This window comes from Nostoc sp. (genome assembly GCF_041747015.1).
Lineage (GTDB): Bacteria > Cyanobacteriota > Cyanobacteriia > Cyanobacteriales > Nostocaceae > Nostoc.
Genome location: NZ_JBGTFY010000293.1, coordinates 1 through 12,490 on the forward strand (window position 1 = coordinate 1; position 12,490 = coordinate 12,490).

General features: G+C 41.7%; 11 protein-coding genes and 1 pseudogene. 5 read left to right on the plus strand and 7 right to left on the minus strand.

Annotation, left to right across the window (positions count from 1 at the left end; genetic code table 11):
• Positions 1–392: 392 nt before the first annotated feature.
• Positions 393–1,295 (minus strand): class I SAM-dependent methyltransferase, encoded by a 903-nt coding sequence (locus tag ACEW80_RS23755; protein WP_373528954.1) that lies wholly within the window; start codon positions 1,293–1,295, stop codon positions 393–395.
• Positions 1,296–1,560: 265 nt separating this feature from the next.
• On the opposite strand from ACEW80_RS23755, the gene ACEW80_RS23760 reads away from it, so the two are divergent.
• Complete coding sequence (locus ACEW80_RS23760) at positions 1,561–3,072, plus strand: FAD-dependent oxidoreductase (protein WP_373528963.1); 1,512 nt, start codon at positions 1,561–1,563, stop codon at positions 3,070–3,072.
• A gap of 108 nt (positions 3,073–3,180) precedes the next feature.
• The gene (locus ACEW80_RS23765) at positions 3,181–3,543 is read left to right on the plus strand and encodes a DUF6464 family protein (protein WP_373528955.1); all 363 of its coding nucleotides are present in this window, start codon (positions 3,181–3,183) and stop codon (positions 3,541–3,543) included.
• Positions 3,544–3,587: 44 nt separating this feature from the next.
• Here the strand turns inward: ACEW80_RS23765 and fmt are convergent, their stop codons facing one another.
• Positions 3,588–4,619: a methionyl-tRNA formyltransferase gene (gene fmt / locus ACEW80_RS23770; protein WP_373528956.1), complete on the minus strand. Its 1,032-nt coding sequence runs from the start codon at positions 4,617–4,619 to the stop codon at positions 3,588–3,590.
• Between the two features lie 972 nt (positions 4,620–5,591).
• On the opposite strand from fmt, the gene ACEW80_RS23775 reads away from it, so the two are divergent.
• From ACEW80_RS23775 to ACEW80_RS23785, 3 genes and pseudogenes are all read left to right on the plus strand, one after another.
• Positions 5,592–6,911 (plus strand): hypothetical protein, encoded by a 1,320-nt coding sequence (locus ACEW80_RS23775; protein ID WP_373528957.1) that lies wholly within the window; start codon positions 5,592–5,594, stop codon positions 6,909–6,911.
• 345 nt (positions 6,912–7,256) lie between these two features.
• A complete protein-coding gene (locus ACEW80_RS23780) occupies positions 7,257–7,616 on the plus strand; it encodes a type II toxin-antitoxin system Phd/YefM family antitoxin (RefSeq protein WP_373528958.1) in 360 nt (119 codons plus the stop codon).
• 126 nt (positions 7,617–7,742) lie between these two features.
• A pseudogene (locus ACEW80_RS23785) lies at positions 7,743–7,847 on the plus strand (type II toxin-antitoxin system YoeB family toxin); the annotation flags it as partial.
• A gap of 132 nt (positions 7,848–7,979) precedes the next feature.
• Here ACEW80_RS23785 and minE read toward each other — a convergent pair.
• The 5 genes from minE to ACEW80_RS23810 all read right to left on the minus strand — a co-directional run bounded on the left by minE (position 7,980) and on the right by ACEW80_RS23810 (position 12,387).
• The gene (minE, locus tag ACEW80_RS23790; protein WP_373528959.1) at positions 7,980–8,270 is read right to left on the minus strand and encodes a cell division topological specificity factor MinE; all 291 of its coding nucleotides are present in this window, start codon (positions 8,268–8,270) and stop codon (positions 7,980–7,982) included.
• Between the two features lie 36 nt (positions 8,271–8,306).
• Entirely contained in the window at positions 8,307–9,113 is an 807-nt protein-coding gene (gene minD, locus ACEW80_RS23795) for a septum site-determining protein MinD (RefSeq protein WP_292835287.1), read from the minus strand.
• A gap of 174 nt (positions 9,114–9,287) precedes the next feature.
• Complete coding sequence (minC, locus tag ACEW80_RS23800; protein ID WP_373528960.1) at positions 9,288–10,328, minus strand: septum site-determining protein MinC; 1,041 nt, start codon at positions 10,326–10,328, stop codon at positions 9,288–9,290.
• 28 nt (positions 10,329–10,356) lie between these two features.
• Complete coding sequence (locus ACEW80_RS23805) at positions 10,357–11,676, minus strand: four-carbon acid sugar kinase family protein (protein ID WP_373528961.1); 1,320 nt, start codon at positions 11,674–11,676, stop codon at positions 10,357–10,359.
• A gap of 48 nt (positions 11,677–11,724) precedes the next feature.
• Positions 11,725–12,387, minus strand: coding sequence for a hypothetical protein (locus ACEW80_RS23810; RefSeq protein WP_373528962.1), 663 nt, complete (start codon positions 12,385–12,387; stop codon positions 11,725–11,727).
• Between the last annotated feature and the right edge of the window lie 103 nt (positions 12,388–12,490).

The following is a 12,490-nucleotide window of genomic DNA, read 5'->3' on the forward strand; positions in this document are numbered from 1 at the left end:
GGTAAGAAAGTTCGTAGCAAGGACTTCAGTCCTTATTTTCTAAGCACTAAAGTGCTTACTACAAACTTTTCATTACTAGCTTGACAGATTACTAATAGCATCCCAGGTATCTGTACCTCATAGCAGCAGGAAGTGCTGTAATGTATTGTTCATCTGGCGTTGTGAACACAGTTCATAAGCATTTATTGCCAAAGCAAAAGCACAACAATGTTGTGCCTCTATAAATTCTTTGTATTCTGTTCATTTGAAAAACGCTATAGCAATCCTGAATCATTCGTGAGAAACAAGATCCTGGACTTCTCAAAGAAGTTCGGGATCTTCGGCTGGCAATTCTTACAAATCAAATAAGATTGCTATATATTTTGACTAGTGACAACAAGATAATTTCTTAATTAGTCTAGTTGACTGCTATAGGCACTAAAACCATAAGCCAAAGTTTCTTTTAAACTACCTGATGGCTTGAGACTTCTGTTGATAGCATTAGCAAATGGTACTGGAATTCCTTTAATGGTTTCCGGTAAAATTGCATATTCTTCTGTTGGTTCGACAATGTATTGTGGACACTTCGTTTTTATACCAGCAGTCGCTAACATTTCATTTATTTCAGCAGATGTATATTGCTTGAGATAGACTGGATTTCTTACAAATGGGTTCAGCCTTCTGATAAAATTATGGATAATATGAGAAGGACAGGACTTGTTGTGAAAGGAATGATTAAAAACGAAAATTCCGCCGGGTTTAAGTACGCGAGAGATGTCAGCCAACAAGTTTCTCAATTGTGCATCTGGTATATGCATAAAAACGCAGTTAGAAATTACCAAATCTATAGAATTATCTTCTAAAGGCAATATTTCAGCAGAAGTGCAAATTAAGTTAAATTCAGCTTCTGGAAAAAAATTGTATTCTTGTTTAACCTTGACTAACCGCCGCAATAAAGGTTCAGAAATATCAATCCCATAATATTTCTCGCATCTCAGATTTTTTGCTTTAGAAAGATGCAAAGGTGCGCGACCATAACCAGAACCAATCTCCAGAATAGAATCAACAGATTTATTCAACGGAAATTTGTTCCAAGTACCTCCAGGTGTACCAGTTAGCAGAGTGTAATCTTGTTTAATGGGCGATGTATCTGCAATTTTTTCAATTTTTTGAGAACCGTAGTATGTCTTACCAATTGCATCCCATGTTTTTTTATGTTGAGTGTTATTCAATTGTTCATAGTCGCTAGGAAAATAAATGCCATCTCGTAATTCAAAGTCATTAAGACTGAATTTTGCATTTGCTAATTGAGTCATTAGGATTATTACCCATTAATAGTTGAGCCTGTTTTCTGTTATACTCTTAACTCAGCATTAACCGCAAGGGATTTTTACGGAACTGCTTCCCTTAATCTTTTTTCAAAATCTATAGCTGTTTTCAATTCGATGAAATATAGTTCATAGGGTAACACATCTGTGCTTATTGTATCCAAGGGAAAACCGTTACAATAACGACCTGTCATCCGATCGCAACGCAAGTTCGTATACATTAGTTGATGGACTACAACAATTGGAGGCTGGGATGGTAGCAGGGTCACAACAAAAACGGGTGGTAGTTGTAGGTGGAGGTTGGGCTGGTTTAGGAGCAACCTACCATTTGGCAAAACAAGGCTATGATGTGACACTTTTAGAAGCAGGTTCCTATCCTGGTGGACTGGTGGCAGGTTGGCAAACAGCAGCCGGAAAATCTGTTGAAGCGGGCATTCATGGCTTCTGGTATCCTTATAAAAATATTTTTTCCTTAATTAATGAATTAGAAATTAATCCTTTTACGACTTGGACTCGTTCTTCGCAATATTCGCCTGCAGGGTTGGAAGTTGAATCACCGATTTTTCAAGAGTTACCACGACTTCCCTCCCCACTGGGAACTTTTCTCTACACCCAGTTTAAGCGCCTGCCTCTAATTGACCGTCTCAGTGCCCTACCTTTACTTTATGCTGTGGTTGATTTTGACAATTCCGATGCAGCTTGGCGGCGCTATGACTTTGTAACTGCCCGTGAATTGTTCAAAGACTTTAACGTTTCTGCACGACTTTACCGCGAGGCTTTTGAACCAATGTTATTGGTGGGCTTGTTTGCCCCTGGTGAGCAATGTTCAGCCGCAGCAACTTTAGGGATGCTTTACTTTTTTATTCTGGCTCATCAATCTGATTTTGATGTAGTTTGGTGTCGGGGAACTGTGGGCGAAAAGATATTTCGTCCTTGGGTGGAACGTATTGAAAAAGCTGGGGCGCGAGTGTTGCCGAAGCGCCGGGTTACAGACTTAATTGTTGATAGCAATCATCGAGCAAAGGGTGTGGTTTGCGGTGATGAAGTAATTGAAGCAGATGCTGTGATTTTTGCGGTTGGGATCACGGGTATGAAGAAAATTGTCTCAACTAGCCCTAGTTTACAAAGCCGTGAAGAATTCCGTAATTTGAGCAATTTGAGAGCAATTGACGTTTTAGCAACGCGACTATGGTTTGATCGCAAAATTGATATTCCTCGTCCTTCTAATGCTTGCTTTGGATTTGACGCAGCTACAGGTTGGACGTTTTTTGATTTGAATGCTCTCCATGATGAATATCGAGATGAGCCGGGAACAGTGATTGAAGCTGATTTTTATCACGCGAATCAGTTTCTCAGTTTGAGCGATGAGGAGATTTTACCAATAGTTCAGGGTTATTTAGCAAGTTGTGTGCCAGCGTTTCGAGAGGCAAAGATAATTGATAGTAGTGTAATTCGGCTACCTCAGGCGGTAACTCACTTTGCACCTGGTAGCTATCGTTATATGTTGCCCGCTAAGACAAGTTTTGAAAATGTGTTTATGAGTGGGGATTGGATTGTGAACCGTCATGGTTCCTGGTCACAGGAAAAGGCTTATGTTACTGGTTTGGAGGCGGCGAATTTGGTGGTGGCTTATTTAGGAGAAGGTCAGCCATCTGAGATTTTAGCTGTAGAAGAGGATGAAGTGCATATACAAGTGGCGCGATCGCTCAACCGAACTTTGCGTGACTTAGGCAAAACTATTCTACCTGACTTTTGGTTGCCGTAATCCGTAAGGGCGCAGGGGGATTGTTAATAATTGTAATTTAAATTCGGTAAGCTAAAGAAAGCTATTACGATACCATCCTTATAACGTAAATCATAATCACATAAGCTTATGGAGCCAGACTCTTTACAAACCGAGGTGATTCTGACGCATCCGCGTGAGTCTCTCGGCAGAGTCCAACTTGATTGGACACCCCAACCCGGAAACTATCTCGATTTTCAAGGTAAAACCTACGCGGTTTTAGAGCGCCGCCACAGATACCAACTTAAAGCAGGGCGCTACCGCTTGCACAATATTGCTATTTACGTCCAGTCTGCTAAACGACCATCTGAGAAAAGTTTGGTAGAGGGACGTTGGGTAATCGGTGATGCCACCTGCTGTTACAATGCTCATTCAGAAATTTTTCGCTGTGCAGTCAACCCCGATGGCCCTTGCAAATCTTGCCGCTTTTATGAAAAATTAGAAGTCATTTAATTTTGGATTTTTCCTTTAATCCAAAATCTAAAATTGGCAACCCCTCAACTCCCCGCACTAAAAACTTCTCCCACAGTTAAGCGGGTACCATTAACAAAATCCCATCCCGACTGGGGACGTTTACCAGCTAGCTGAACCTCTCGCAACAGCAACAAACCTTCCCCAGTTTGGACGATCGCTCCAATTCCTTTGACAATGCTTACTACAACTCCTGGTCTATCTGATACATTTGACAAATCAGGTAATTTATGATCTAATTCTTGTAATTCTGGTGGTAGATTGCGTAGACGCGGAGCGGCTTGTCGCCAGACATCGCCTACAAAATCAAGGGGAACAGAAGCGGTGATTTTCAGCAGGTTGTCACGAAAGGTAGCCGTGCAGTTAGGATAAAAGCCTCTGATTTGATTGTGTAATTGAACAGCACTTTTTGACCAATCCAAACCATAATCTTGTTTTTGAATCAGAGGCGCATAAGTAGCCGCTAAATTATCTTGGGGAATTGGTTGAATTTCCTGGCGTTCCAACTTTAACAGAGTTTCCACCAACAAATCCCCACCGATCGCAGCTAGTCTTTCGGCTAAATTTTGGGCATTATCCAGTAATTCAATCGGTGTAGTGGCTGTTTGTAGCATTGCCCCGGTATCCATCCCCACATCCATTAACATAGTCGTGATCCCCGTTTCCCTCTCACCGTTATACAAACACCACTGAATCGGCGCTGCACCCCGATATTTGGGTAAAATCGAGCCATGTACATTAATGCAGCCCAACTTTGGCATATTTAGGATTTTTGACGATAAAATCTGTCCATAGGCGACAACAACAAACATATCTGCGTTTGATTGCTTGAGTTTGCTTAAAGTTTCAGTGTCTTTTTTAATCCGTTCGGGTTGCCATACTGGTAAATTGTGAGCAGTAGCGATCGCTTTTACAGGTGTTGGGGTGAGTTTATTTCCGCGTTCCCGGCGTTTATCTGGTTGGGTGACAACTGCCAAAACCTCAAATTCTGAATGATTCAATAACTTTTCCAGCGTGGGGACGGCAAACTCTGGTGTACCAAAGAATACAATTTTCATTAATAATTTAGTTGTTAGTCATTAATTAATGGTAAGTGCGCCCCTTATAACTGACAACATTTAAGTTGTATATTGAAATAGAATTCACCAAGCCAGCATTTAACAGGCTCCTGTATTCTGGACGGCAGTTGCAAAACAGAGTTGATTTGCTGTAAATAATATCGGCTGTTTGGTGGTACAATATTTTCGTATTGGTGAAACCAAAGCCTGCTTGATCAACTTAATAGTTAAGTTGCCAAGTGTAACAGCTAGTATCAACTGCATCTACCTTTAGTCAGCCTAATTGTTTAGTGGTGTCTCGTCACGAGCCGCTAGATCATCTACCGAGTAAATTTTGTTGTGTTCCCGATTATTTTCCCAAATTGGCATTAAATGCTACTGGGTTTCTAGAAAATTATTGTGTCTTTTAGCTATTTTTGTAGTTGAGATTGCAATTTATAAATTTGGGTTGCTGACAGCAGTATTTTCGGAGTATAATGTATTATGCGTCCGCTTTCCCAGCTTTTCAAGTAACGCCTCACGTTTACCGTTATGACGGTTTGCGCTGTTATCTTTAGTATGTAACCCGGCTTGTTTGTTGTGTACTAGCGATCGCTAGTACGATCCCCAATAACCGAGTTATCTTACTCTTGGTTGTTAGCGTCATTGCCTAAACTATACCCTGAATATCCATTGATCAATACCTGTTTTTGATGTGATTGGATATAGCAACAGCAATATTAAATTGTGTAGTAATTACTGAGTTCTCAGCATATTTACTATACTCGCATATTTTTGCAAAAAAATATTCAGTACCTGAGCAAGAAAAGGTGTAGACAATGATACTAAATTTTTGTAAAACTCTGCGAACTTTGAACAAATTATTTCGTCAAAGCTTTTAGTTTCTTGTTATACATATAATTACTGCCTGCCCCCTTCCTGCATAGGTATTGCTTCTCACATAGCGATCGCCCCCCTCTAGAGAGTCTACAAATGCTTAAACCCCTTTTGCTGTCAGGATGGTTCCGCGCCCAACCATTTCTCAATTACGTGGTCGTTGTGATACTGATCGCACCCTTGTTAGGGGCATCGGGTCACTCGACTCCAGTAATGGAAGTAGCTAAACTAACTTCCATTACTGGAGAGTCTGACTCTCTATCAAAGGAAATAGCCGTAGTCGGGGAGCCTGAGATAACTGAAATATTAAAAGCAGATCAAATCAACTCGTTGACAGAAGAATTTGACTCTGTGCCAATACAAAGTGCTGCTGTCCAGGAACCGCAAGTATTACCAGCAGATAAAATTGAGTCTTGGGATCAAGCAGATAGTTCTGTATCAAACAGTAATTTAACTGTTTCTGATCCTTTGGCAGCAGTTGAACTCGCACCATTAACAGATGTTCCTGTTAGTCAACTTAATTTAATCCGAAAACTCAAAGCTGCTAATATCCAGTCTTTAAAAGCAGAAGAAAATTCTCTCGCTAGAGAAAAGTCTTTTACAGAATCATTGACAGCAACTCAAGTAGCACCAACTCTTAGAGAATCACAACCAACCACAACGACGGAAATACCTGCTGTTGAACCGCTCGATGAGTCCCAAGTAGAACAAATAGATCCCATAGGCAGTCCTCATCCTATTCCTTGGAAATGGATTACAGCTACTCAAGAGGCAATTGGTTCAAATGGTGGTTCTGGAGTACGCCATTACCGTAGCGTACCTGTGGTTTCTCCAGATGGTAAATATGCTGTTTATAGCCGGGTACAACTAGAGGTAAAACCCCAAATGTACAACAGCCGTGTTACCAGTATTCTGTTTGTCCAAGATATGCAAACCAAGAAGTTGTGGGTGATGGCTTCGACTACTCCTGTTAGTGATCCTCTATTAAGGGTAAAGGCTGTAAAGGAGATGTTTCCAGACGAAACTGATACGAACGGTCAGATAGGGGTATTAGTTCCAGTTAGCTGGTCGGAAAAAGGCGATCGCTTCTTAGCACGCAAGTTTGAAGGTATATTTAATACAGGCGATTCTACGGATAGTGCAGTGATTTGGGATCGGCAAAACAATCACGCCAACACAGTTGCTCCTGCTTATGAGGAAAATGATCATGAGAAAATTGCAGTATTGTTAGGTTGGAGTAAAAGCCAACCAAATCATGCGCTATTTCGTGCGGGTGAATTGGGCGAAGAAAACTGGCCGTTAATGCAAGTTGCTAATGATGGCAAAACTATAACGACAACAGAGAATGATCAGCCAATTACTTTTGGTAAAAAGGTCACAGAAATTTGGGCAGGCCCACAATTTGCCTACCGGTAGTTTATTAAAAATCTTATCTACTCTCGTTGTTACCAGTGGCGACAACGGGATTTTTTTGACGTTGCATAAAATAGGGCTTGCTCAATTTCTGTTATGTTAACGTGAATTCGACGAACCTCTCCCTCCCAACCTCCCTCTCCGTTTCGGAAAGGGAGGAGCAATGAAAAATTAGACTTTTGGCTCCCCTTTCCGCGTCGGAGAGGGGCTGGGGGAGAGGTCAAAAAAGATTTTTCGAACTCACGTTATGTTATGATAAAAGCATCAACCTGTACAGACTTTGCGTACAGGTGAAGCGAAAATGTACTAAATTCAATTTACAAGTAAAAAACGGAACTTTTGATACTTATGGTTTCGGCTAGTTATACTTACACACAAGCACGAGAAAAGCTCTCTGAACTGTGCCAGAAAGTTACTTCAGAACGCTATTTTGTAATCATTACACGTCGTAATGCTGAAAGTGTAGCTTTAATACCTGTTGATGAACTTTCTAGTATTCTAGAAACTGCTCATCTTTTACGTTCTCCCCGTAACGCTGAACGTTTGCTAACAGCTTTAAATCGAGCTAAATCAGGAGTTGTGAAATCTCAAAGTTTGGATGATCTTAGCAAGGAATTAGGATTTGACCAAAAAGAAGAACCTCAAAAACCAATCAAAACAAGAAATTCCAGCAACTCCAAACCAAAGAAAAACAGTATTTCAACCTGAATTTTTAGAAGACTTAAAATTTTGGGTGGAAAATGAGCAACGAGTTACCCTTAGAGTTTTGGATCTGTCAAAGAGACTTGCCGAGATCCTTTTAAGGGGAAAGGTAAGCCGGAACCTTTAAAATATTTAGATCCTAATGGTTGGTCTCGCCGTTTAACACAAGAACATAGAATTGTATATCTTGTAAAAGATGATGAAATAAATTTTTTACCAGCTCGTTATCATTATTAAATATTAATTATCTCATGTCCCTGTATCTAGCAATACATATAGCTTTATAACCAGCCGTAACTGTAGCGACTCGGATAATTTTTGACTCGTTTCGACTTTTAAAACCTCCTCTAAGATTAAAACTATAAAGACTTATTTATCACCCCTTTCCCACTCAGGTATAGTGCCTTTCACCCGGCGGATAGGCAAGTTGGCAATTAAAGCTGTGGTTCTTTGGTTGCTTTCTAAAGAGAACTCCAAGCCCTCTGTGTCAATTTCGACATAGCGACAGACTACATCTAAGATTTCCTGCCGCATTTTTTCCAACGTTTGAGGATCTACATCAGCGCGATCGTGAGCAATCACCAATTGCAGGCGACGTTTGACTTGAGTTCGACTGCTATCAGCACCGCGAGAAAAAAGTTTTTCTAGAAGTTCAATCATTACGAATAGGTCTGGGGCGGAGACTGGTAAAATAAGTTAAACAATCTTTGTCCACAACAACCTTCGTAGACGGGCGAAGATGCTGTCTTGGGACGAGTCGATCTCCAGAAATTCGACACTTTCCCCTTCTAATCTCCGAGCAATGTTCTCAAAGGCTGTGGCAGCTAAAGAGGGATTTTCCGCTAACACCAAGGGTTCGCCGCGATTGGTAGATACAATAACACGCTCGTCGTCAGGGATTACCCCGATCAGGGGAATGGCGAGAAGTTCCTGAACATCTTGCACTGACATCATATCATTTGCTTTCACCATTGCGGGTCTGATGCGGTTAATTATTAAATGAACCCGCTTGATGCCTTGTGCTTCTAGTAAGCCCACTACTCGGTCAGCATCACGAACGGAGGAAATTTCTGGGGTACTGACAATTAGCGCTTCTTTTGCCGGACCAATCGCATTTTTAAAGCCATTTTCAATGCCGGCGGGGCTATCAATAATCACATATTGATACTTTTGTGCTAGTGCATTCACCAATAATTTCATTTGTTCAGGTGTGACTGCATCTTTGGAGCGATTTTGGGCTGCTGGCAGGAGTACGAGATTGGGTTGGCGCTTATCTTTCACCAAGGCTTGTTCTAAGCGGCACTCTCTGGCCAAGACTTCCACCGCAGTATAGACAATGCGGTTTTCCAGCCCTAGGAGCAAATCCAAATTTCTCAGACCAAAATCCGCATCAACCAAGGCAACTTGACGCCCCATTTTGGCTAAAGCCATGCCCAGATTTGCTGAAACTGTGGTTTTACCCACTCCTCCTTTACCGGAGGTAATCACAATAATGCGAGTCATGATAGAAATGCGGTCAATAAGGGTTCAGGAAATTATAGAACTGTAAATTGCAGTATAAAGTATGAAGTATCGTATTAAGTATGAAGAAATATCTGATCTGCCTAATTAGAGCGAGGCATGAGTATTTTTTTATTTCATCCTTCAAACTTCATCCTTTAAGTAAATAGTAAATATTTATGGCTCTTGATTAATCTTAGTGAATTGATTTCTGGAAAAATCACTAGCTCTAGCAATGCGAATTCCTTGGGGCGTAATATGTGCTACTTCTGGATAAAACTGCATCGGCAATTTTTCTGGTGCCCTAGCTACAGCATCGGCGATCCGCAATTGGGTTGGCTCCATTTGCAAGGCCATAATCAGACACGAAACATTACCTCCGGCCCCAGCATGAGCGATTCCACGTAGACGACCCCAGATGATAATATCTCCATCTGCACTTACAATACCACCTGGATTTAAATCTCCCAAGAGAATTACTGTACCCGGATGACGAATTTCTGCTCCAGAGCGGACTGTCATTTCCAGATAGAGGGCATCTGCCTGGTGTATGGCTGTAGCTTTTGGCTCTGATATCAGGGAAGTTACGGGCTGCAATTGTTCTACAGAATACCCAGATGTCACGGCAGCGATCGCAGTTTGACGACGACTTGTGGAGACAGATATGAGCCGAAGTTGGACTTCACTTAAAGCCTCGGCAAGTTCTTGCAGTTGTCTGGCATCTACCAGGCGATCTTGTGCCATTAGATGCACAGGGGTATGAGAAATACGGAAGCGATCGCCTGCATTTATGCGCTGTCTTATTTGTTGCCAAATATCAGACCAACTGAGTTCTGAAGCAGATGCTTGAGATTCTGGGGGCAAAATTAATAATAGTCGTCCCTCCTGATTTTTTAACTGGACTTGAGTATTGTCATTTACACGACTTCCTCGTAATACTGACTGATTGGGATTTAAATCAGTCAGGATAAAATCTGATACCGCATCAGTATTTGACTCTACATCTGGGTTAGCAGGATTTGACTCTACATCCGCAAGGACAGTATTTGATTTTAAATAAAGGAGGACAGAATTTAATTCAGCATCTGGGAGGATAGAATCTGACTCTAGATCAGAAACACTAGGATTTACCTCTACCTCAGAAAGGGTAGAGTTTGGTTCTGCATTAGGAAGTGCAGAATTTGACTTTAGATGGGGAATTGCAGAATCAGAAGTCATGCAGTACTAGCCATAAAAACAACAGATTTTAAATGGTCAACCTTTGATAAATTGTCCCCAAGGCATCAGCATCGCCGACGTTACCTGGAAACAGCACCACAGGCAAATCAGGAAACTGGGGATGATCAGATGGCGTTAACACCATTGAACAACCAGCTAAAATTTGACCTAGTAAGCGAGCTGAAGTTAAAGCGAGTCCAGCACTCAAAACATCGTTTGAGGTAATGCCACCCTTGCTGATTAAGAATCCTATATCAGATGGTAAACCGTGGACAATATCCATCAATAAATTTGAAACTTTTGCCCCAAACTCCAATCGTGTCTTGGCATCCTTAAAGCTCAGTTCCTGACGGCTAGTATAAACCACTGGTGTTTTGCCAACCTCGTGTGCCGTTCGTGTACTTTCTTTGATTTCGGTTAGTAGTGCCGCAGATTGATTTGCATCATCATCAAGTAATCGCACTACATTCACTTCGATTCCCACAATTCCTTCTACTTGCAACAGCGCCTCTAATTGCTGAGTAGTCTTTTTCACATGGGAACCAACAATCACCGCACCTGGTTTGCCTTGCCGCACGTATTGTGCCATGTTTTCGGCGGCAATGGGTTGGGGTGGTAAAGCGGCTAAAGCCGTTAAAATACTTGCTGCACTGCGAAACAGAAAGCGTTTCCCTTGACTTGCTGCTGCTAATACGTCTAGTGCAAAGCGGTTGAGATCATCTTGAGTTTCACCATCTACGACAGCGCACTGATTACCACTAAGTTGTAGCAAGCGTGACAAACTCCCAGCACGAATATCAGCCAGGAGAAATCTTTCTACTGCTTCGGCACTAATTCCTCCTTGAGTCTTTTCTTCGACATACTTGGGTAAGTAGCTGTGATGGTAGCTGAAGACTGAATCACGGGCAAATTCAGTTTCATGGACTGGTGTGGGTACACCGTCAATAATCAAGTAATGTACACTGTCGCGGGTGATGCGTCCGCCGTCAAAAAATGCTGGTACGAGAAAATGAGCATCAAAGGGGCCGAGTTCTTGAGCGATCGCATCGGTTTCAATGGGGTAATGTCCGCGCAAGGTAGAATCAGAACGGCTGACAATCAAAAAATCGTCAATCCCTTCCGCATCCAAGGCGACTTTCAGGTTTTGGCAAACTTCTGTAGTTACAGATGTGGCTGACTCTGGCGTTAGTGATCTAGTGTTAGTCAGTATAAAGAAAATCGGCGAATTATCCTGTAACCCACTGCGTAAGGTGTCCACATCCCAACGCATTAGCAGCAAGCAGCTGTGGACTGTTTGAGAACCTGTAGGGTCATCATCCAAGACAATTATTTTGGGTTTGTTGTTCATTTAAGTCAACGGGGCGATCGTTTTTTGGGAAAGTTATCAGCAGAGGTTTTAGCCTTTCTGCAATTTTCTAATTTCTGCTTGCACATCGAGCGCAATTTGCAATGATTGATTTAGCAGTTGAGCATATTCGCCTGCTTGACTACTATCTTGTAAGGCTTGCAGACTGGCTAAATTATTCACAAATAACTCTTGGTTATTAGCAAGCAGCTTTTTATTATCTCGCAAAATTCGTTCCGTTTTCAAAGCGCGGACTAAATCTTCTCTAATTAGTTGTAAGGCGGCGGTGAATTTATCTCGGTCTTGGATACTACTTTCTACGTTTCCTGATGCTGCCAATTGGTCATTAATATCTATGGCGTGGATTAGGTCATGATATTTATCAACTTCATCTAAAAGTATTGTCAGCCCTTCAGGACAGGTTAATTGTCGCCAGAGCGATCGCCCAACTAATATCGGGATTGGCACTAAAATTAGTAAAAGAATTCCGAGTCGAATTGAAGATCCAATTGTCGGCAGAATAATAAACGCATAAACAGAGCCAACAATTATTGGCGTTAGCGCCAGCGTTACCAGCATTTCATTGATCAAAAAGCCTAATCGCTTTTTACTATCTCGCAGAACAGAGGGTCGAAAAACGTCTTCTGGATCGAACCCAGTCAAACGTCTTAGTTCTCCTTTGCTAATTTCCAAGCCTATTAAATCCGGCTGCACGACTGGATAACTCCTATGGAAGCCCAAGTTAAGTATCTATTTTAATCGGCTTTACCGTGATGATTGTGGTTATATTCGGGAAACCAGTTTTCATCTAAAATTT

Coding starts and splice junctions, on each gene's coding strand:
- minD (WP_292835287.1), bottom strand. CDS start 9,113: ATGACTCGCATTATTGTGATTACCTCCGGTAAAGGAGGAGTGGGTAAA.
- ACEW80_RS23780 (WP_373528958.1), top strand. CDS start 7,257: ATGGTTTCGGCTAGTTATACTTACACACAAGCACGAGAAAAGCTCTCT.
- ACEW80_RS23765 (WP_373528955.1), top strand. CDS start 3,181: ATGGAGCCAGACTCTTTACAAACCGAGGTGATTCTGACGCATCCGCGT.
- fmt (WP_373528956.1), bottom strand. CDS start 4,619: ATGAAAATTGTATTCTTTGGTACACCAGAGTTTGCCGTCCCCACGCTG.
- minC (WP_373528960.1), bottom strand. CDS start 10,328: ATGACTTCTGATTCTGCAATTCCCCATCTAAAGTCAAATTCTGCACTT.
- ACEW80_RS23760 (WP_373528963.1), top strand. CDS start 1,561: ATGGTAGCAGGGTCACAACAAAAACGGGTGGTAGTTGTAGGTGGAGGT.
- ACEW80_RS23775 (WP_373528957.1), top strand. CDS start 5,592: ATGCTTAAACCCCTTTTGCTGTCAGGATGGTTCCGCGCCCAACCATTT.
- ACEW80_RS23755 (WP_373528954.1), bottom strand. CDS start 1,295: ATGACTCAATTAGCAAATGCAAAATTCAGTCTTAATGACTTTGAATTA.
- minE (WP_373528959.1), bottom strand. CDS start 8,270: ATGATTGAACTTCTAGAAAAACTTTTTTCTCGCGGTGCTGATAGCAGT.
- ACEW80_RS23805 (WP_373528961.1), bottom strand. CDS start 11,676: ATGAACAACAAACCCAAAATAATTGTCTTGGATGATGACCCTACAGGT.